Source organism: Streptosporangium sp. H13245 (assembly GCF_055690525.1).
Genome location: NZ_JBSZKT010000020.1, coordinates 99,485 through 119,342 on the forward strand (window position 1 = coordinate 99,485; position 19,858 = coordinate 119,342).

The window sequence follows — 19,858 nt, forward strand, 5'->3', positions numbered from 1 at the left end:
CGAGGTGACCCCGCTGCACGCCGACGAGATGGCGCGCATGCAGGCCGACGCGCTCGACGCCGTCAAGGCGGCGCGCGACCTCGAAGAACTCAAGCAGGTGCGCCTCGCGCACGCCGGTGACCGCTCACCGATCGCCCTGGCCAACCGCGAGATCGGCGCCCTGCCCCCGGCGGCCCGCTCCGAGGCGGGCAAGCGCATCGGCGGCGCCCGCAAGGCGGTCGCCGAGGCCCTCGCCGAGCGGCAGGCACAGCTGGAGGCGGAGCGCGACGAGCGGGTCCTCGTCGAGGAGACCGTCGACGTCACGCTGCCCTCCGCCCGCACCTCCCGTGGTGCCAGGCACCCGCTGACCACCCTTCAGGAGCGCATCGCCGACGCCTTCGTCGCGATGGGCTACGAGGTGGCGGAGGGCCCCGAGCTGGAGGGGGAGTGGTTCAACTTCGACGCGCTGAACATCTCCGCCGACCACCCGGCGCGCTCGGAGCACGACACCTTCTTCGTGGAGTCCGTCGACTCCGGCAAGGTGCTGCGCACCCAGACCTCTCCCGTCCAGATCCGGGCGCTGCTCGGCAGGGAGCTCCCGGTCTACGTGATCTCGCCGGGCAAGGTGTTCCGCACCGACGAGCTCGACGCCACCCACACCCCCGTCTTCCACCAGGTCGAGGGGCTGGCGATCGACGAGGGCCTGACTATGGCCCACCTCAAGGGCACCCTCGACCGGTTCGCCGAGGTCATGTTCGGCGAGGGCATCACCACCCGGTTCCGGCCCAACTACTTCCCGTTCACCGAGCCCTCCGCCGAGATGGACCTGAAGTGCTTCGTCTGCCGAGGCGCCTCCGCGGTGCCCGGCAACCCGCCCTGCCGTACCTGTAAGTCGGAGGGCTGGATCGAGTGGGGCGGCTGCGGCATGGTCAACCCGAGGGTGCTCATCGCCTGCGGCGTCGACCCCGCCCGCTACAGCGGCTTCGCCTTCGGCATGGGCGTCGAGCGCACCCTGATGTTCCGCCACAACGCCGAGGACATGCGCGACATGGTCGAGGGAGACGCCCGCTTCACCCTTCCCTTCGGAATGGAGGTCTGATGAAGGTCCCGCTTTCATGGCTGCGGGAGTACGTCGATCTCCCCGCCGTCACGGCGCACGAGATCGCCGAGAAGCTCACCGCCGCCGGGCTCAAGCTTGAGTCCGTCATCTCCTACGGCCACGACATCAAGAACGTCGTCGTGGGCGAGGTGATCTCCATCGAGACGCTGGAGGGCTTCAAGAAGCCCATCCGCCACTGCCAGGTCGAGGTGGGGGAGGCCGCGCCGCGCGAGATCGTCTGCGGCGCGACCAACTTCGAGGCCGGTGACCGCGTCCCGGTCGCGCTGCCCGGGGCCGTGCTGCCCGGCGGGTTCGAGATCGCCTCGCGCAAGACCTACGGGCGCCTGTCCGACGGCATGATCTGCTCGGAGGCGGAGCTCGGCGTGGCCGACTCCTCGCCCGGCATCCTCGTGCTGCCCGGCGGCACCCCGATCGGCGCGGACGTGGTCGAGCTGCTCGGCCTGCGTGACGACGTGATCGAGCTGGAGATCACCCCCGACATCGGCTACGCCCTCTCCATCCGGGGCGTGGCCCGCGAGGCCGCCACCGCCTTCGACTCGGCGTTCATCGACCCCGCCGACGTCTCGCCGCCCGACGCGCCGGGCCCGGCCTACCCGGCCTCGATCGCCGACCCGTCGGCCTGCGACCGCTTCGTGCTCCGTGAGATCCGCGGGTTCGACCCGTCGGCGCCGAGCCCGATGTGGATGCGCGCCCGGCTCTCCCGCGCCGGTATGCGCCCGGTCTCGCTGGCCGTCGACGTCACCAACTACGTCATGCTGGAGCTCGGCCAGCCGCTGCACGCCTTCGACGCGGCCAGGCTGACCGGCGAGATCGTGGTGCGCAGGGCCGAGCCGGGTGAGACGCTGGAGACGCTCGACCACGTGGTCCGCAAGCTTCACCCGGACGACATCCTGATCACCGACGGGTCGGGCGCGATCTCGATGGCTGGCACCATGGGCGGCCTGCACACCGAGATCTCCGAGGCCTCCACCGACATCGTGATCGAGGCGGCCCACTTCTCCGCCAGCGGCACCGCGCGCATGTCGCGACGGCACAACCTGGTCAGCGAGGCCTCCAAGCGCTTCGAGCGGGGCGTCGACAGGGAGCTCCCGCTGTACGCCTCCTGGCGCGCGGCCCGGCTGCTGGCCGAGCTCGGCGGCGGCACGATCCAGCCGGGCGTCACCCACGCCGAGGTGGGGGTCGAGCCGGTCCACATCGCCATCCCGAGCGACTACCCCGGCAGGGTCGCGGGCACCACCTACGACCGCGAGACGGTGATCCGGCGCCTGGAGCAGGTCGGCTGCACGGTCGAGGGCGCCGACGCGACCGGCCCGGTGACGGGCGGCACGACCGGCGGCACCGCGGCCACGGGCGACCCCGCCTCCGCCGGGATCGCCGCGAGGCTCGCGGTCACCGGCGACGACATGCTGGCGGTCACCCCGCCCTCCTGGCGGCCCGACCTGACCGACCCGAACGACCTCGCCGAGGAGGTCATCAGGCTGGAGGGCTACGAGAACCTGCCCTCGATCCTGCCCGCCGCCCCCGCGGGGGCCGGTCTCAGCGAGAGCCAGCGCCTGCGCCGCCGGGTCGGCCGCGCCCTGGCCGCCGCGGGCTACGTCGAGATCCTCGCCTACCCGTTCAACGGGGAGCGCGACTTCGACAACCTGCAGCTGCCCGCCGACGACGCGCGCCGCCTGGCCGTACGGCTGGCCAACCCGCTCAGCGAGGACGAGCCGCTGATGCGGACGACCCTGCTGCCCGGCCTGCTCAAGACGCTGGTCCGCAACGTGGGCCGGGGCTTCGGCGACGTGGCGCTGTTCGAGGCGGGCCTGGTCTACCGGCCCTCGTCCGACGCGCCCACCGTCGCCCCCGTGCTGGGCGTCGACCGCAGGCCGAGCCCGGAGGAGCTCGCCTCGATCGAGTCCGCGCTGCCCGCCCAGCCGCTCCGGGTCGGGGCCGTGCTGGCCGGGGAGTTCGAGCCGTCCGGCTGGTGGGGCAAGGGCCGCGCGGCCGGTTGGGCGGACGCCGTCGAGGCGGCCCGCGTGGTGGCCGCAGAGGCTGGCGTCACCCTCGACGTCCGCGCGGACCGGCACGAGCCCTGGCATCCGGGCCGCTGCGCCGCGCTGTACGCCGGTGACGTGCTCGTCGGCCACGCCGGTGAGCTGCACCCGCGCGTCGTCGAGGCGTACGGCCTGCCGCCGCGCACCTGCGCGATGGAGCTGGAGCTGACCCGGCTGGAGCCGCTGACCGCCGGTCCGCCGCAGGCCCCGGCGATCTCCGCGTACCCCGTCGCGAGTCAGGACGTCGCGCTCATCGTCGACGCGGCGACCCCGGTGGCCACCGTGGAGGCGGCGTTGCGCGAGGGCGCGGGCCCGCTGCTGGAGTCGATCCGGCTGTTCGACGTCTACACCGGCGCCCAGGTCGGCGAGGGCGGGAAGTCCCTCGCCTATTCCCTGCGCTTCCGGGCGCCCGACCGGACGCTCACCGTGGAGGAGACCACCGCGGCCCGCGACGCGGCCGTGGCCCTGGCCGGGGAGCGCGCCGGAGCACGGTTGCGCGGCGTCTGACCGGTTCACGAGGGGCCCGGGGCACATGTCCCGGGCCCCTTTTCGCGGTACTGGGCCGGGATGTTCGTGTTCCGGGTGGATTCTCCTTCGGGGGAAGACTTCAGGGGGAGACGATGACGTACCCGCCGGTTGGTCCGGGTGCTCCGGGGAGGGGACGATGAGGCATCTGCTGGTGTTCGCCGAGCGCGACGACGCCGAGGAGGTCGCCGAGACCGTGGCCGCGGAGTTTCCGCTGGTCGGCGTGCCCGCGGTGGTCAGGGAGACCCTCGCAGGGGAGGACGACGCCGAGGACGCCCAGTGGCTGGTGGTGGTCGAGGACCCCTCAGGGGCGCTGCCGCCGGAGGGCGTGACCCGCCTGGAGGCGCTGGCCGAGGAGTACGAGGGCTGGCGCGAGAACGAGTGAGACACGGCCTCGTCCGGTGGGCTTCCGCGCGAAGAGGCGAAGGCCGTGGCGGGCGGCGGGACATCCGGGCTGGTGCGGCGGAGCTTGCGGCGAGTGGCGGGATGTCCGGGCAGTGCGGCGGCGCCTGCGGCGGGTGGTGGTGAGTGCCGTGCGTGGGGCGGACCCTGGACCCTAGAGCCGGTCGATGCTCGTCAGGTCGATGTCGACGTCGAAGGGGGCCGAGACCTTGAGCCGGTCGCGATGGATACCGGTGAGCGCGTAGGAGCGGGTGACCGGGTCGAGCTCGTAGACGTAGATCGCGGGCCTTCCCGACTGGTTCTCGACCAGCCAGAAGTGCGCGATGCCCGCCTCGGCGTACAGCACGGGCTTGCGGTCGCGGTCGCGGCCCGTGGACACGGGGGAGACGACCTCCACCACCAGCACGACGTCCTCGGCCCGGTAGAAGGTCTGCTCCGAGCTGTGCTCGGCGGAGGCGTGGATGACGCTTATGTCAGGCTCGGGCCGTTGCCGCGCACCCAACACGACGCTCATCTCCCGGCGCGCTCGAAGATCTTCCGGAATGGTCCGGCGAAGACCCTCCTCCAGGAGATACATGGTGCGCGTGTGAAAAGAAGCCTGAGGACTCACGAAGACCAGGCTTCCATCGATCAACTCTGTGTGCGCGGGCAACTGCGGAATGTGATCGAGGTCCTCCGCGACGAACCCCTCCGGCGGAGGAAAGACCCAGTCGGGCAGCGAGGACTCCGTCATCTCGGGGCTCCGTACGTCGACCGTCATGCCCTCACAGTAGCAACAGGATTCCGTTCGGTGAGGACACTTGCCGGTGGCCCGGTGTCAGGCGTGGGCGGCCTGCTCGCGGCGGGCGCGCTCCCTGACGGCGTGCTCGTCGGTGCGGGCGTCGTAGGTGCGGAACCTCGGCAGCAGCGCGGCCATGGCGGCCACGGCGCCGACGCACAGCAGGCCGCCGGCGCCCAGGGAGAAGCGGGTGCCGCCGAGACCGGCCATCAGCCCGGCCCTGGCGTTGCCGAGCATCGGGCCGCTGGTGTACGAGAGCAGCTCGATGCCCGCCAGGCGGCCGCGGAACTCGTCGGGGATGGTCTGGTTCCAGATGGTCGCGCGGAAGACACCACTGATCATGTCGGCGGCCCCGGCCACGGCCAGGAAGGCGAAGATGCCCCAGACGCTGGGCATCAGCGCCGCCAGCGCCACCGCCACCCCCCACACGGCCGCCGCGATGATCACGCCGAGGCCGTGCCGGTGCACGTGCGCGGTCCAGCCGGAGGTGACCGAGGCGATCATCGAGCCGATGGCGGAGGCGGAGAAGAAGAGCCCGAGGGCCTCGGGAGCGCCCAGCTCGTCGGCGAGGAACGGATACAGCGCGGTGGAGAACGCGAAGATCATCGCGGCGATGTCGACCAGGTAGGTGCCCATCAGGTCGGTGCGGCCCACGGCGTAGCGGACCCCCTCGACCAGGGACCTGATCGAGGCCGCGGGGGTGTCCTCCGGCCGGGGCTGGGCCCGGACCATCCAGAGCAGGACCAGGGACGCCAGGAAGGTCACGACGTTGATGCCGTACGCGACGGCGACGCCGAACCAGGCCGCGATCAGGCCGCTGAGGCCCGGGGCGACGATGGCGCCCAGGTTCCAGCGGAAGGCACCGAGGGCGGCGGCCGCGGTCAGCTGGTCGTGCCTGACGACGCGCGGCATCAGCGACTCCAGGCTGGGCCGCTGCAGGCTGCCCAGCCCGGCCGAGAGCGCACCGACCACGTACAGCACCCAGATCTGCGGTTTCGGCAGCAGCGCGTTGACGGTCAGGATCGTGACCGTGAGGCAGAGCCCCACCTCGGTGAGAAGAATGATCTTGCGCCGGTCGAGGGCGTCGGCGATCGCCCCGCCCCAGAGCCCGCACACCACCATCGGGACGAACTCGGCCACGCTGACCAGGCCGACCGCCAGGTAGGAGCCGGTGAGCTCCTTCATCTGCAGCGGGACCGCGACCAGCGTCAGGAAGGTGCCGAACATCGTGATGACGCCGGAGCCGAAGAGCAGCCGGAAGTCGCGTGAGTCGCGAAGGGGGCTGAGATCCATCGCCAGGCGGCGAAGCAGGGTTTTGATCGGGCGATCGGCGTTTTCCGGCACGAAGAGCTAGTTTCGGCGGCGACCTGCGCGAAGGCAAATCATTTTCCGGCAGGTCGCCGCCGGGGGAGGGGACGTGGGAGAGCCGGTCCCGATGCCCGGCTTCCCGGGGAGGGCGACGGGCGTCGGGGGCTCAGGACCCTCCCTGGCGTGGAGCGGATGTCAGGGACCCGGGGACCCTCCCGGTACGGAGCGGGTGTCAGGTGCGAAAACCAGGGCCCTCTCCGATGCGGAGCAGGTGAGGGATCCGGGACCTTCTGGCGTGGGGAGGGTGTCAGGGCCCCGGACCTTCTCCGGCGTGGAGCGGGGCCCGGGATCCTTCTGGCGCGGAGCGGGTGTCAGGGGCTCAGGATCTCCTGGCGCAGGCGGGTTTTGAGGATCTTGCCGCCGGGGTTGCGGGGAAGCTCCGTCTCGCGTACCCAGAATTTGACCGGGATCTTGAAGGGGGCGATCCGCTCGCCCAGGAAGGCGCGCAGTTCCTCGTCGCTCGCCGGGGACGACAGCCGGAGCACCGCGCCGACCTCCTCGCCCAGCTCGTCGTGGGGGATCCCGATCACCGCGGCGTCCTCGACCGCCGGGTGCTCGAAGAGGGCGGCCTCGACCTCGGCGCAGTAGACGTTCTCGCCGCCGCGGATGACCATGTCCTTGGCCCGGTCCACGATGAACACGAACCCCTCCTCGTCCACCCTGGCCAGGTCGCCGGTGTGCAGCCAGCCGCCGACGAAGGTCTCCGCGGTGGCCTCGGGCCGGTTCCAGTAGCCCAGGATGACGTTCGGGCCGCGCAGGCAGAGCTCGCCGACCGTGCCGACCGGCAGTTCGCCGCCGGTGGGGTCGGCGATCTTCACCTCGACCACGGCCATCGGCAGGCCGATGCTGTCGGGCTTGGCCAGGTAGTCGGCCCCGGCGTTGCCGATGGCGAGCGCGGTGGTCTCGGTCATGCCGTACCCGTTGGAGGGGGCGCGGTTGGGCAGCTGCTCGGTGATGCGCTCCAGCAGCTTCGGCGGGGCGGGGGCGCCGCCGTAGCCGAGGCCGTTGAGGCTGGAGATGTCGTACTTGCCCAGGTCGGGATGTGACAGGAGCTGCCACACGTTGGTGGGCACGCCGGAGAGCCCGGTGATCCTCTCGCGCTCGATCAGCTCCAGCGCGCGGCCCGGGTCCCACTTGTGCATCAGCACCAGGCCGCCCCCGACGAACATGGTGGTGGTCATCACCGCGAAGCAGCCGGTGACGTGGAAGAGCGGCACGGTGAGCAGGGTGACCCGCCGCTGCCCGGCCGCCTCGCCCGGGTCCTTGCCCGACCTGATCACGGCGCGGTACAGGCTGTAGGCGACGGTCATCGGCGACTGCCCGAGGTTGCGGTGGCTGCCGAGCGCGCCCTTGGGGCGGCCGGTCGTGCCGGAGGTGTAGAAGATTGTCGCCGGGTCCTCGGGGGAGAGCTCGACCGGCGGGAGCGTCACGCCCGCCTCCACCTCGCCCAGCACGTCCTCGAAGGAGCGGGCGCCCTCGGGCGTCTCGCCGCGGGTCACGATCAGCGCCGGGCCCAGCCCGGCGAGCCCGGCCGCCCGCTCGCCGTCGGCGACCAGCACCTTGGCCCCCGAGTCCGACAGCCCGTACTCCAGCTCCTGCGGGGTCCACCACGCGTTGAGCGGCACGGCTATCGCCCCGGCGGCCAGCGTGGCCGAGAAGGCGATCACCCACTCGGGGTAGTTGCGCATGGCGATGGCCACCCGGTCGCCCTTGACCACGCCGTACTCGTCCACCAGGCGCCGCGCGAGCGTGGCGGCCCGCCGGTAGTGCTCCTCGTAGGTGAGGTGCTCGTCCTCGTACGTCAGGAAGACCTTGTCGCCGTGGAACCTGCTCGTCTCAAGGAGTGCCCGGAAGTCGCGGGGCGCGTGTTTCCAGGTTTTGACGGTCTCGCCGTGGCTGGAGACCTCTTCCATCTCGAAAAGCTGCCCCGGGCCGGTGAGCCGGGCCTGGACCTGGTCGTGGGTGACAGTCATGCGTTCGTACTCCCGGAGGCTGAGGGGCCGGAAATGTCACGATACCGACCGGTAGGTACGTGCAACAGTGCCGAAACATGACCGATGACTTCGTGCCCGCGTTCACAAGCCGTGAAGCGCGATTCCCGCGATGTTTCCCATCGTTTCCCGTCGGCGGGAGCATTTGCGAGCCTTGGGGTTCCCTGGTCGTATCGGCTTGCATGGCAATCCTCCAAGATGCATAATCTTTCTAGTAAGTCCATAAGTAGCAATGCATAACCATGCAGACGTGGGAGGACGGATGAGAGCGGCGATCGCGGGTGCCAGCGGTTACGCCGGGGGTGAGCTCCTGCGCCTGCTGCTGTCCCACCCCGGCATCGAGATCGGCGCGCTGACGGCGGCCTCGAGTGCGGGCACCGCCCTCGGCGCCCACCAGCCACACCTGGCCCCGCTGGCCGGCAGGATCCTGCAGGAGACCACACCCGAGACCCTCGGCGGCCACGACCTCGTCTTCCTCGCCCTGCCGCACGGGCAGTCGGCCGCCGTCGCCGAGCGGCTCGGCGACGGCACCCTCGTGGTCGACTGCGGCGCCGACTTCCGGCTCACCGACCCCGCCGCCTGGGAGCACTTCTACGGCGGCGTCCACGCGGGCACCTGGCCGTACGGGCTGCCCGAGCTGCCGGGGCGGCGCGAGGAGCTGCGCGCCACCCGGAGGATCGCCGTGCCGGGGTGTTACCCGACGGCCGTCACCCTGGCCATGTTCCCCGCCTTCGCCGCCGGCCTCGTCGAGCCCGACGTGGTGGTGGTCGCCGCCAGCGGCACCAGCGGAGCGGGCAGGATACCCAAGCCGAACCTCCTGGGCAGCGAGGTGATGGGCTCCGCCAGCGCGTACGGCGTCGGTGGCGTCCACCGGCATACCCCGGAGATGGAGCAGAACCTCTCCCCGCTCGCGGGCGAGCCGGTCACCGTCTCCTTCACCCCCGTGCTGGTGCCGATGAGCCGCGGCATCCTCGCCACCTGCACCGCCCCCGCCAGGCCCGGCCTCACTCGGGCGGTCCTGCGCGAGGCCTACGAGGTCGCCACCAAGGACGAGCCGTTCCTGCGGCTGCTCCCCGAGGGCCAGTGGCCCGCGACCTCGATGACCCTCGGCGCCAACACCGCCGCCCTCCAGGTCACCCTGGACGAGCGCGCGGGCCGCGTCGTCGCCGTCGTCGCCATCGACAACCTCACCAAGGGCACGGCCGGAGGCGCGATCCAGAGCGCCAACCTCGCCCTCGGCCTGCCGGAAGAGCTCGGCCTTCCTCTCAACGGAGTCGCCCCATGAGCGTGACCGCCCCTCTCGGCTTCCGCGCGGCGGGCGTCGCCGCCGGCATCAAGTCCGGCGTCGACCGCGACCTGGCACTGGTCGTCAACGACGGCCCCTCGCGCGCCGCCGCCGGGGTCTTCACCGCCAACCGGGTGAAGGCCGCGCCGGTCCTGTGGTCCACCCAGGTGCTGGCCGGCGGCCGGGTCCACGCCGTCGTCCTCAACTCCGGCGGCGCCAACGCCTGTACCGGGCCGCTCGGCTTCCAGGACACCCACGCCACCGCGGAGAAGGTCGCCGGAGCGCTGGGAGACTCGGCCGGGGAGGTCGCGGTCTGCTCCACCGGCCTGATCGGCGAGCGGCTGCCGATGGACCCGCTGCTGGCCGGGGTCGACCTCGCGGTCTCCCAGCTCGCCAGGGACGGCGGCCTGGCCGCCGCCGACGCCATCCGCACCACCGACACCGTCTCGAAGATCTCCTTCAGGAAGGGCGCGGGCGGCTACATGGTCGGCGGCATGGCCAAGGGCGCGGGCATGCTCGCCCCCGGCCTCGCCACCATGCTGTCGGTGATCACCACCGACGCCGACCTGTCCGCCGAGCAGCTCGACGCGGCGCTCCGCAAGGTGACGCGGGTCACCTTCGACCGGCTCGACGCCGACGGCTGCATGTCCACCAACGACACCGTGCTGCTGCTGGCCAGCGGCGCCTCGGGCGTCGTCCCCGGCCTCGCCGAGTTCGAGCAGGTCCTCCTCGCGGTCTGCGCCGACCTCGCCCGCCAGCTGCTGATGGACGCCGAGGGCGCCTCCAAGGCGATCGCCATCGAGGTCGTCGGCGCCGCCTCCGAGGACGACGCGGTCACCGTCGGCCGCGCCGTCTCCCGCTCCAATCTCCTCAAGTGCGCCATCTACGGCGAGGACCCCAACTGGGGCCGGGTCCTGTCGGCCGTCGGCACCACCGACGCCGTCTTCGAGCCCGACCGGCTCAACGTCGCCATCAACGGCATCTGGATCTGCAGGGGCGGCGCCGCGGGCGACGACCGCTCCAAGGTCGACCTCACCCCGCGCGAGGTGACGATCACCATCGACCTGTCGTCGGGACCGCACTCGGCGACGATCCACACCACCGACCTCACCGCGGCGTACGTCCACGAGAACTCGGCGTACTCCTCATGAGGCGCGCCGAGGCCCTGACGAAGGCCGCCACGCTGATCGAGGCGCTGCCCTGGCTCGCGAGCTTCCACGGCGCGACCGTCGTCATCAAGTACGGCGGCAACGCGATGACCGAGGAGCACCTGCGCGAGAAGTTCGCCGCCGACGTCGTCTTCCTGCGCTACGCCGGGCTGCGGCCCGTGATCGTGCACGGGGGAGGGCCGCAGATCAACGCCCAGCTCGACCTGCTCGGCATCGAGTCCACCTTCACCGCCGGGCTCAGGGTCACCACCCCCGAGGCCATGCGGGTCGTCAGGATGGTCCTCGTCGGCCAGGTCAACCGCGACGTGGTCGGCCTGATCAACCGGCACGGGCCGTTCGCGATCGGCATGTCCGGCGAGGACGCCCACCTGCTCACCGCCGTACGCAAGCACGCCGTCGTCGACGGCGTCGGCGTCGACATCGGCCAGGTCGGCGACATCGTCAAGGTCGAGGCCGGAGCCGTGCGGGCACTGCTGGACGACGGGCGGATCCCGGTGATCTCCTCGGTCGCGCGCAGCGACGACGGCACCGTCTACAACGTCAACGCCGACACCGCCGCCGCCGCGCTCGCCGTGGCGCTCCAGGCGTCCAAACTGATCATCCTGACCGACGTCGAGGGCCTGTACCGCGACTGGCGTCCCGGCACCGACGAGAACGAGGTCGTCGAGCGGCTCTCCGCCACCGAGCTGGAGAAGCTCCTGCCGGGCCTGTCCAGCGGCATGATCCCCAAGATGGAGGCGTGCCTGACCGCCATCCAGGGCGGCGTGCCACGGGCCCACGTGCTCGACGGCAGGGTGCCCCACTCGGTGCTGCTGGAGATCTTCACCGACGAGGGCATAGGAACCATGGTGCTGCCGGACGCCCCCGAGGCGGCGGCCGCGCCGGAACCGGTCAGGCGGCGGCCCGAGGCCCCCGCCCAGCTGAAGGGGAACGACCAGTGAGCCCGCAGGACAGCCCCGCAGGAGAGGCGCTCGCCAGACGCTTCGAGGCCGCCTTCATGCCCAACTACGGCGTGCCCCCGGTGGCACTGGCCCGGGGCGAGGGCACGAGGGTCTGGGACGTCGACGGCCACGAGTATCTCGACATGATCGGCGGCATCGCGGTCAGCTCGCTCGGCCACGCCCACCCCGCCCTGGTGGAGGCCGTCTCCCGCCAGGTCGCCACGCTCGCCCACACCAGCAACCTCTTCCTGCACGAACCCGAGGTGCTGCTCGCCGAGCGCCTGCTCGGCCTGCTCGGAGCCCCGGCCAAGGTGTTCCTCACCAACTCGGGGACCGAGGCCAACGAGGCCGCGCTGAAGCTCTCCATCAAGTACGGCAAGGCGAGCGGCCGCACCTACTTCGTGGCCGCGGAGAACGCCTTCCACGGCCGTACCCTCGGCGCGCTCGCCCTGACCGGCAAGCCCTCCATCCGCGACCAGTTCGGGCCGTTCCCGATCGATGTCCGCTTCGTCCCATACGGTGACGCCGACGCGCTCAAGAACGCGGTCACCGGCGAGTGCGCCGCGGTCTTCCTCGAACCCACCCAGGGCGAGGCCGGGGTCGTGCCCCCGCCCGAGGGCTACCTCGCGGCGGCCAGGGAGATCTGCGACGTCACCGGCGCGCTGCTGGTCGCCGACGAGATCCAGTCGGCGATCGGCCGTACCGGGCACTGGTTCGCCCACCAGCACGACGGCGTCCTGCCCGACGTGCTCACCCTGGCCAAGGGCCTCGGCGGCGGCATGCCGATCGGCGCCTGCGTCGGCCTCGGCGCGGCGGCCACCGTCTTCGCCCAGGGAGACCACGGGTCCACCTTCGGCGGAAACCCCGTCTCGGCCGCCGCCGCGCTCGCCGTGCTCGACACCATCGACGCCGACGGCCTGCTGGAGCACGTCCGCACCGTCGGCGCCGAACTCGCCGAGGGCATCGCCGCGATCGACCACCCGCTGCTCGCCGGTGTCCGCGGCCGGGGCCTGTGGCGGGCCGTCGTGCTGACCGCCGACCGCTCCGCCCAGGTCCAGACCGCCGCGCGGCACGCGGGCTTCCTGGTCAACGCCCTCCAGCCCGACGCGGTACGGCTCGCGCCCCCGCTGGTGATCACCTCAGCTCAGATCGCGGCCTTCGTGGCCGCGCTTCCCGCGATCCTCGACGAGGCAGCAGATGCCCAGTAACCTCGCCGGACAGGCGCACGTCAGGCACTTCCTGAAGGACGACGACCTCTCGCCCGCGGAGCAGGCCCAGGTGCTCGACCTGGCCGAGGCCGTGAAGAAGGACCGCTACGCCTACCGGCCCTTCGAGGGGCCGCAGACCGTCGCCGTCCTCTTCGACAAGCACTCCACCCGCACCCGCGTCTCCTTCGCGGTCGGCATCGGCGAGCTCGGCGGCCTCCCCCTGATCCTCGACGCCGGATCCTCCCAGATGGGCCGGGGCGAGTCGATCGAGGACACCGCCCGGGTCCTGGAACGCCAGGTGGGCGCCATCGTGTGGCGCACCTCGGGCCAGGAGAGGATCGAGGCCATGGCCTCGGCGTCCTCGGTGCCGGTGGTCAACGCCCTCACCGACGAGTTCCACCCCTGCCAGATCCTCGCCGACCTGCAGACCGTCAGGGAGCACTTCGGCAGGACGGCGGGGCTCACCCTGGCCTACTTCGGCGACGGGGCCAACAACATGGCCCACTCCTACCTGCTCGGCGGGGCCGTCGCGGGCATGCACGTGCGGATCGCCACCCCCGCCGGATACCTGCCCGACCCGGAGATCCTCCGCCGGGCCGCCGAGGTCGCCGCGGAGACCGGCGGGTCGGTCGCCGTCCTCGCGGACCCGGCCGAGGCCGCCGAGGGCGCGGACGTCATCGCCACCGACACCTGGGTCTCCATGGGCCAGGAGGGCAAGGAGGAGCGGATCGCCGACCTCATGCCGTACCAGGTCAACGCCGCGCTGGTGAGCCGGGCGGCCCCCGGCGCCGTCGTGCTGCACTGCCTGCCCGCCTACCGCGACCTGGAGATCTCCGCCGAGGTCCTCGACGGCCCGCGGAGCCTGGTGTGGGACCAGGCGGAGAACCGGCTGCACGCCCAGAAGGCCCTGCTGCACTGGCTGGTCTCGGCGTCGGGCCGGGACACGCACGCGAGCGGTGAAGCGCCCGGAGGCGGGTGACCCACATGACGATCCCGATGACCAAGGTCGCCCGCCAGGCGCGGATCGCCGACCTCCTGCAGCGGCAGCCCGTCAGGTCCCAGCCCGAGCTGGCCAAGCTCCTGCTGGAGAGCGGCGTCGAGGTCACCCAGGCCACCCTCTCCCGCGACCTGGACGAGCTCGGCGCGCTCAAGCTGCGCGCCGAGGACGGCTCCCTGGTCTACGCCCTGCCGGGGGAGGGCGGCGGCCGGATAAGGCTCGCCAGGCTCGGTACCGGCGAGTCCCCGGCCGCCAGGCTCGGCAGGCTCGCGGAGGAGCTCCTCGTCTCCGCCGAGGCCTCCGCCAACCTGGTCATCGTCCGTACGCCGCCGGGCGCCGCGCAGTTCCTCGCCTCCGCCATCGACCACGCCGACTGGGAGTCCATCCTCGGCACGGTCGCCGGAGACGACACGATTCTCGTCATCAGCCGCGACCCGATGGGCGGGGCAGCTGTCGCCGAGGGACTTCTCCGGCACGCCGACCGACGTATTTAGCCTGCTCAGGCAGGCTATCCCCGGCAGCATCCGACACCCTTGGCCGCCCTTGGCCAGCAAAGATCTTGGAGATACCCATCATGACCGACCGGGTCGTACTCGCGTTCTCCGGAGGTCTCGACACCTCCGTCGCCATTCCCTTCCTCGCCGAGAAGACCGGCGCCGAGGTCGTCGCGGTCGCCGTCGACGTCGGCCAGGGCGGTGAGGACATGGAGGCCGTCCGCAAGCGCGCCATCGACTGCGGCGCCGTGGAATCCGTCGTCGTGGACGCCCGCGAGGAGTTCGCCACCGACTTCTGCGTACCCGCGCTGCAGGCCAACGCCCTCTACATGGACCGCTACCCGCTGGTCTCCGCCCTGTCACGGCCGCTGATCGTCAAGCACCTGGCCGCGGCGGCCAAGCAGTTCGGCGGCACCCACGTCTCGCACGGCTGCACCGGCAAGGGCAACGACCAGGTCCGGTTCGAGGCCGGTCTGGCCGCCCTGTACCCCGAGCTCAAGGTCATCGCCCCCGCCCGCGACTACGCGTGGACCCGGGACAAGGCGATCGCCTACGCCGAGGAGAAGAACCTGCCGATCGAGACCACCAAGAACAACCCGTACTCCATCGACCAGAACATCTGGGGCAGGGCCGTCGAGACCGGCTTCCTGGAGGACATCTGGAACGGCCCGATCGAGGACGTCTACGCCTACACCGCCGACCCGGCACAGCCGCGCGACGCGGACGAGGTCATCGTCAGCTTCGTCAAGGGCGTCCCCGTCGCGCTGGACGGGCGGCACCTCAGCCCGTTCCACATCATCGAGGAGCTCAACCGCCGCGCGGGCGCCCAGGGCGTCGGCCGCCTCGACATGGTCGAGGACCGGCTCGTCGGCATCAAGTCCCGCGAGGTCTACGAGGCACCCGGCGCCATCGCCCTGATCACCGCCCACATGGAGCTGGAGAACGTCACCGTCGAGCGCGACCTCGCCCGCTTCAAGCGGTCGGTGGACCAGCGCTGGGGCGAGCTCGTCTACGACGGCCTCTGGTTCTCCCCGCTCAAGAAGGCCCTCGACACCTTCATCGCCGAGGCACAGGAGCACGTCACCGGAGAGATCCGGATGACCCTGCACGGCGGCCGGGCCACCGTCACCGGACGCCGCTCCGAGGCGTCGCTGTACGACTTCAACCTCGCCACCTACGACACCGGCGACACCTTCGACCAGTCCCTGGCCAAGGGCTTCGTCGAGCTGTGGAGCCTGCCCTCCAAGATTGCCTCCGCCCGGGACGCCCGACTGGTCTGATTGGGCTAAGGTCGCGGATTGAATGGGGAGGGAGAACAACGGTGACTGATGGTGGCAAGCCCATGCGGCTCTGGGGCGGCCGGTTCGAAGGAGGTCCGGCCGACGCGCTGACCAGGCTCTCGGTGAGCGTGCACTTCGACTGGCGGCTGGTTCCGTACGACCTGCTGGCCTCGCGCGCGCACGCCAGGGTGCTGCATCGCGCGAACCTGCTGAGCGACGACGAGCTGGCGCGCATGATCGGCGCCCTGGACGACCTGGAGCGCGCCTGCAAGGCGGGCGAGTTCCGGCCGACCGTCGCCGACGAGGACGTCCACACCGCGCTGGAGCGCGGCCTGCTGGAGCGCCTCGGCACACTCGGCGGCAAGCTGCGGGCCGGCCGCAGCCGCAACGACCAGGTCGCCACCGACCTGCGGCTCTACCTGCGCGACCACGTCAGGCACATCGTGTCCCGGCTGGTGGAGCTGGAGACCGCGCTGATGAGCCAGGCCGAGGAGCACGCCGAGACGGCCGCCCCCGGCATGACCCACCTGCAGCACGCGCAGCCGGTCTCCTTCGGCCACCAGCTCCTGGCGCACGTGCACGCCTTCGCCCGCGACGTCGACCGCCTGCGCGACTGGGACCGGCGCGCGGCCGTCTCCCCGCTGGGCGCGGGGGCGCTGGCCGGGTCCTCCCTGCCGCTCGACCCGCAGGCCGTGGCCAGGGAACTCGGGTTCGACTCCGCCGCGCCCAACTCGATGGACGCCGTCGCCGACCGCGACTTCGCCGCCGAGTTCCTGTTCGACGCGGCGATGATCGGCGTGCACCTGTCGCGGCTGGGCGAGGAGATCGTCCTGTGGGCCTCGCAGGAGTTCCGCTGGATCGAGATGGACGACGCCTACTCCACCGGCTCGTCGATCATGCCGCAGAAGAAGAACCCCGACGTGGCCGAGCTGGCCCGGGGCAAGAGCGGCCGTCTCATCGGCAACCTCATGACGCTGCTGACGACGCTCAAGGGCCTGCCGCTGACCTACAACCGCGACCTGCAGGAGGACAAGGAGCCGGTGTTCGACTCCGTCGACAGCCTGCTGCTCGTCCTTCCCGCGATGGCCGGGCTCGTCGCGACGATGCGCGTCAACACCGCCAAGCTGGAGGCCTCGGCCCCCGACGGGTTCGCGCTCGCCACCGACCTGGCCGAGCTGCTGGTCCGCAGGGGGGTCGCCTTCCGCGAGGCCCACGAGGCGGTCGGGCACCTGGTCGTCTGGTGCCAGGTCAACGACAAGGACTTCGGCGAGCTCACCGACGAGGAGCTGGCCAAGGTCTCGCCGCACTTCACGCCCGACTCCCGCGAGGTCCTCTCGGTGCCCGGCGCCCTGGCGGCCCGCAAGGCGCACGGCGGTACGGCACCCGACCGGGTCCGCGACCAGCTCATCGCGCTACGAGAGATCGTCGACGCCCAGGCCGGCTGGGCGAGCGGAAGCTGATGCCCGGCGACGGACGTCCCGGGTCTTTTGGGTCTTCCGGAGATCCGGGCGATGACCGCTGACGAGCGCGGCGGGCGACCGCCCGCCGCCTCCACGCCGCTGACCCGCGACTTCTTCGACCGGCCCGCCCCCGAGGTCGCCCCCGACCTGCTGGGACGGGTGCTCGTACACGGGCCGGTCGCGTTGCGCGTCACCGAGACCGAGGCGTACGGGGTGCCGGGCGAGGATCCCGCGTCGCACACCTACCGGGGCCGGACGCCGCGCAACGCGGTGATGTTCGGCCCCCCGGGGCACCTGTACGTCTACTTCACGTACGGTATGCATTTCTGCGCCAACCTCACCTGCCTTCCCGAGCAGATCGGCTCAGGCGTGCTGCTCCGGGCCGGAGAGGTGATCTCCGGGGTCGAGACCGCCCTGGCCCGCAGGACCGCGGGAAACGCCCGTCCCGTCAGGGAGGTCGATCTCGCCAGGGGACCGGCGCGACTGGCGGTGGCGCTCGGCTTCACCCGCGAGCACAACGGGCTCGACGCCTGCGGCCCGGGGTCACTCTCCGTGGTCGAGGGCGAGCCCGCCAAGGCGTCGTCCATCCTGTCGGGGCCGCGTACCGGGGTCTCGTCGGGCAGGGAGACTCCGTGGCGCTTCTGGATCGACGGCGAGCCCACGGTCTCCCCCCACCGCCCGCACGTCCCGCGCCGCCGGTAGGGCGCGTACGTGGTCGTGTGCATAGTCGTTGTGCACGGTTGTTGCACGGTCGTCGCACGGGAAGATCGCGTGCGCGGGGAGGGTTTCGAGTGGCGCTACGGTGCCGTGATCGGGCAGGGTGTACGAGAGCGCTGAACGTCCTTTCGAGCATTGACGTCTCTCTCCGAGCACCGACGTCTTCCCGAGCACCGACGTCCCTTCGAGCATTGGAAAGCAAGGATCGTGACCGACATTCTGGATGACCTCGCCTGGCGCGGCCTGATCGCGCAGTCCACCGACATCGACGCCCTGCGCGCGGCGATGGCCGAGGGTCCGATCACGGTTTATTGCGGCTTCGACCCGACCGCCCCCTCCCTGCACGTCGGCAACCTGGTCCCGCTGCTCACCCTCACCCGCCTCCAGCGGGCGGGCCACCGGGCGATCGGCCTGGTGGGCGGCGCGACGGGCCTGATCGGCGATCCCAGCGGCCGGAGCACCGAGCGCTCGCTCAACTCCTCCGACGTGGTGGCCGAATGGGTGGCGCGGATTCGCGTCCAGGTGGAGAAGTTCCTCGACTTCTCGGACGAGAAGACCGGGATCCTCGTCAGCAACCTGGACTGGACGGAGGGCATGTCCGCGATCGACTTCCTGCGCGACGTCGGCAAGCACTTCCCGGTCAACCGCATGCTCGCCCGCGAGTCGGTCTCGGCCAGGCTGGGCGGGGAGGGGCTCAGCTACACCGAGTTCAGCTACCAGATCCTGCAGGCCAACGACTACCTGGAGCTGAACAGGCGCCACGGCTGCACGCTCCAGATCGGCGGCAGCGACCAGTGGGGAAACATCACCGCGGGAACCGACCTCATCCGCCGGGTGACGGGCGGCCACGTGCACGCCCTCACCGTGCCGCTGATCACCAAGGCCGACGGGACCAAGTTCGGCAAGACGGCCGGTGGCGCGGTCTGGCTCAACCCGGAGATGACCTCCCCGTACGCGTTCTACCAGTTCTGGCTGAACGCGGACGACCGTGACGTGGTGAAGTTCCTCAAGATCTACAGCTTCCGGTCCCGCGAGGAGATCGAGGGGCTGGAGAAGGCCGCCGCCGACCGGCCCGCCGGGCGCGAGGCGCAGCGGGCGCTCGCCGAGGAGTTCACCACGCTGCTGCACGGCGCCGACGAGTGCGCCGCGGTGATCGCCGCCTCGGCGGCCCTGTTCGGCCAGGGCTCCCTGGAGGAGCTGCCCGCGCGCACGCTGGGAGAGGCCCTCGCCGAGGTGCCGCGCGCCGAGGTGGCCGCCCTGGGGGCGTCCTTCGTCGACCTGCTCGCCGAGAGCGGCCTGGTCAAGTCGAAGTCGGAGGCACGCCGCGCGGTGAAGGAGGGTGGCGCCTACCTCAACAACGTCAAGGTCACCGACGAGGCGTACGTGCCGTCCGCCGATGACCTGCTCCACGGACGCTTCCTGGTGCTGCGCCGTGGCAAGCGTTCCGTCGGCGGCGTCGAGATCGTCGCGGCCTGATCCTTTCTCGTTTCCGGGCCCCGGTTCCCCGGGTCCTTTGGATCTCCCGCATTGTTCCGGTCTTTTTACCAGGTCAATGCGATGATCCCGGACGACTGACGCCCCGGCTCCGGCCGGGGCGTCAATCGTCTCATCGCGTAACGTTCCGGTAGCGAACGCTCCTGGTTTTCTTAAGGAACTGCGCTGACCTGCGGTTTTGCCAAGCGCGGCTGATTTGACGATGTTCCGAAGGGCGCATAATCTTTCCAATGCCCCGGAGCGAGCCGGACGCCGATCGGCGGACGGGCCCAGGGCCACTCCACCTGAACGAACCTGAGCGTTCGGACCCCGCGTAGGTCGCCGGAAAACCGGTTGATTCGCTGTGATCTGGATGGCACGGTAGGTTCAGAGGGTTGCCTCGGAAGCGAGGCGGTGAGAATCCTAGCAAGTTTGCAGGTTTTGTGACAAAAGGCTGATGGCTAGCAATTTGACACAATCTTGACAGGCTTGTACGGTTGAAATACGAAATGGAACGCCCCGGAGTCCTGACTTGGCCGGTTGGTTGGTCAGGGTGATGGTGTACGCGTCCGTTTCTTGAGAACTCAACAGTGTGTTAAAAGCCAGTGCATGAAGCACAACCCCGTCCTACC

Annotated in this window: 16 protein-coding genes; 13 read left to right on the forward strand and 3 right to left on the reverse strand. The window is 71.1% G+C overall.

What is annotated here, in order from left to right; all coding sequences use genetic code 11:
• The first annotated feature begins 28 nt into the window (after nt 1-28).
• The 3 genes from pheS to ACW9TB_RS25170 all read left to right on the forward strand — a co-directional run bounded on the left by pheS (nt 29) and on the right by ACW9TB_RS25170 (nt 4,048).
• On the forward strand, nt 29-1,078 hold the full coding sequence (pheS, locus tag ACW9TB_RS25160; RefSeq protein WP_472750530.1) for a phenylalanine--tRNA ligase subunit alpha: 1,050 nt from the start codon (nt 29-31) through the stop codon (nt 1,076-1,078).
• Nucleotides 1,078-3,645 carry a phenylalanine--tRNA ligase subunit beta gene (locus ACW9TB_RS25165; protein ID WP_472750516.1) on the forward strand — a complete coding sequence of 856 codons (2,568 nt, stop codon included), beginning with the start codon at nt 1,078-1,080 and terminating at the stop codon, nt 3,643-3,645. Before pheS ends, ACW9TB_RS25165 begins: the two co-directional genes overlap by 1 nt.
• A 157-nt stretch (nt 3,646-3,802) precedes the next feature.
• Nucleotides 3,803-4,048 carry a hypothetical protein gene (locus ACW9TB_RS25170; protein ID WP_472750517.1) on the forward strand — a complete coding sequence of 82 codons (246 nt, stop codon included), beginning with the start codon at nt 3,803-3,805 and terminating at the stop codon, nt 4,046-4,048.
• A gap of 171 nt (nt 4,049-4,219) precedes the next feature.
• On the opposite strand, the gene ACW9TB_RS25175 is transcribed toward ACW9TB_RS25170, so the two are convergent.
• The 3 genes from ACW9TB_RS25175 to ACW9TB_RS25185 all read right to left on the reverse strand — a co-directional run bounded on the left by ACW9TB_RS25175 (nt 4,220) and on the right by ACW9TB_RS25185 (nt 8,184).
• Entirely contained in the window at nt 4,220-4,825 is a 606-nt protein-coding gene (locus ACW9TB_RS25175) for a Uma2 family endonuclease (RefSeq protein ID WP_472750518.1), read from the reverse strand.
• Between the two features lie 57 nt (nt 4,826-4,882).
• A complete protein-coding gene (locus ACW9TB_RS25180; protein ID WP_472750519.1) occupies nt 4,883-6,187 on the reverse strand; it encodes an MFS transporter in 1,305 nt (434 codons plus the stop codon).
• Nucleotides 6,188-6,522: 335 nt separating this feature from the next.
• Nucleotides 6,523-8,184, reverse strand: coding sequence for a class I adenylate-forming enzyme family protein (locus ACW9TB_RS25185; RefSeq protein WP_472750520.1), 1,662 nt, complete (start codon nt 8,182-8,184; stop codon nt 6,523-6,525).
• 280 nt (nt 8,185-8,464) lie between these two features.
• Here ACW9TB_RS25185 and argC point away from each other — a divergent pair, with 280 nt between their 5' ends.
• From argC to tyrS, 10 genes are all read left to right on the forward strand, one after another.
• Nucleotides 8,465-9,487: an N-acetyl-gamma-glutamyl-phosphate reductase gene (gene argC / locus ACW9TB_RS25190; protein WP_472750521.1), complete on the forward strand. Its 1,023-nt coding sequence runs from the start codon at nt 8,465-8,467 to the stop codon at nt 9,485-9,487.
• Complete coding sequence (gene argJ / locus ACW9TB_RS25195) at nt 9,484-10,638, forward strand: bifunctional glutamate N-acetyltransferase/amino-acid acetyltransferase ArgJ (RefSeq protein WP_472750522.1); 1,155 nt, start codon at nt 9,484-9,486, stop codon at nt 10,636-10,638. Before argC ends, argJ begins: the two co-directional genes overlap by 4 nt.
• A complete protein-coding gene (argB, locus tag ACW9TB_RS25200) occupies nt 10,635-11,597 on the forward strand; it encodes an acetylglutamate kinase (protein WP_472750523.1) in 963 nt (320 codons plus the stop codon). The genes argJ and argB overlap by 4 nt, the downstream gene beginning before the upstream one ends.
• Nucleotides 11,598-11,653: 56 nt before the next feature.
• A complete protein-coding gene (locus tag ACW9TB_RS25205; protein ID WP_472750531.1) occupies nt 11,654-12,805 on the forward strand; it encodes an acetylornithine transaminase in 1,152 nt (383 codons plus the stop codon).
• On the forward strand, nt 12,795-13,784 hold the full coding sequence (gene argF, locus ACW9TB_RS25210; RefSeq protein ID WP_472750524.1) for an ornithine carbamoyltransferase: 990 nt from the start codon (nt 12,795-12,797) through the stop codon (nt 13,782-13,784). The genes ACW9TB_RS25205 and argF overlap by 11 nt, the downstream gene beginning before the upstream one ends.
• Nucleotides 13,785-13,789: 5 nt before the next feature.
• Nucleotides 13,790-14,296, forward strand: a complete 507-nt coding sequence (locus tag ACW9TB_RS25215) for an arginine repressor (RefSeq protein ID WP_435291037.1) — start codon at nt 13,790-13,792, stop codon at nt 14,294-14,296.
• 80 nt (nt 14,297-14,376) lie between these two features.
• Entirely contained in the window at nt 14,377-15,576 is a 1,200-nt protein-coding gene (locus ACW9TB_RS25220; protein WP_472750525.1) for an argininosuccinate synthase, read from the forward strand.
• A 62-nt stretch (nt 15,577-15,638) separates the two neighbouring features.
• Nucleotides 15,639-17,036, forward strand: coding sequence for an argininosuccinate lyase (argH, locus tag ACW9TB_RS25225; protein WP_472750532.1), 1,398 nt, complete (start codon nt 15,639-15,641; stop codon nt 17,034-17,036).
• A gap of 51 nt (nt 17,037-17,087) precedes the next feature.
• Nucleotides 17,088-17,738, forward strand: coding sequence for a DNA-3-methyladenine glycosylase (locus ACW9TB_RS25230; RefSeq protein ID WP_472750526.1), 651 nt, complete (start codon nt 17,088-17,090; stop codon nt 17,736-17,738).
• 222 nt (nt 17,739-17,960) lie between these two features.
• Nucleotides 17,961-19,229, forward strand: coding sequence for a tyrosine--tRNA ligase (gene tyrS / locus ACW9TB_RS25235; protein WP_472750527.1), 1,269 nt, complete (start codon nt 17,961-17,963; stop codon nt 19,227-19,229).
• The last annotated feature ends 629 nt before the right edge of the window (nt 19,230-19,858 follow it).

Excerpts from the sequence above, each read along its gene's own strand:
- pheS (WP_472750530.1), top strand. The coding sequence starts at position 29 with ATGGCGCGCATGCAGGCCGACGCGCTCGACGCCGTCAAGGCGGCGCGC.
- ACW9TB_RS25165 (WP_472750516.1), top strand. The coding sequence starts at position 1,078 with ATGAAGGTCCCGCTTTCATGGCTGCGGGAGTACGTCGATCTCCCCGCC.
- ACW9TB_RS25170 (WP_472750517.1), top strand. The coding sequence starts at position 3,803 with ATGAGGCATCTGCTGGTGTTCGCCGAGCGCGACGACGCCGAGGAGGTC.
- ACW9TB_RS25175 (WP_472750518.1), bottom strand. The coding sequence starts at position 4,825 with ATGACGGTCGACGTACGGAGCCCCGAGATGACGGAGTCCTCGCTGCCC.
- ACW9TB_RS25185 (WP_472750520.1), bottom strand. The coding sequence starts at position 8,184 with ATGACTGTCACCCACGACCAGGTCCAGGCCCGGCTCACCGGCCCGGGG.
- argC (WP_472750521.1), top strand. The coding sequence starts at position 8,465 with ATGAGAGCGGCGATCGCGGGTGCCAGCGGTTACGCCGGGGGTGAGCTC.
- argJ (WP_472750522.1), top strand. The coding sequence starts at position 9,484 with ATGAGCGTGACCGCCCCTCTCGGCTTCCGCGCGGCGGGCGTCGCCGCC.
- argB (WP_472750523.1), top strand. The coding sequence starts at position 10,635 with ATGAGGCGCGCCGAGGCCCTGACGAAGGCCGCCACGCTGATCGAGGCG.
- ACW9TB_RS25205 (WP_472750531.1), top strand. The coding sequence starts at position 11,654 with ATGCCCAACTACGGCGTGCCCCCGGTGGCACTGGCCCGGGGCGAGGGC.
- argF (WP_472750524.1), top strand. The coding sequence starts at position 12,795 with ATGCCCAGTAACCTCGCCGGACAGGCGCACGTCAGGCACTTCCTGAAG.
- ACW9TB_RS25215 (WP_435291037.1), top strand. The coding sequence starts at position 13,790 with ATGACGATCCCGATGACCAAGGTCGCCCGCCAGGCGCGGATCGCCGAC.
- ACW9TB_RS25220 (WP_472750525.1), top strand. The coding sequence starts at position 14,377 with ATGACCGACCGGGTCGTACTCGCGTTCTCCGGAGGTCTCGACACCTCC.
- argH (WP_472750532.1), top strand. The coding sequence starts at position 15,639 with ATGCGGCTCTGGGGCGGCCGGTTCGAAGGAGGTCCGGCCGACGCGCTG.
- ACW9TB_RS25230 (WP_472750526.1), top strand. The coding sequence starts at position 17,088 with ATGACCGCTGACGAGCGCGGCGGGCGACCGCCCGCCGCCTCCACGCCG.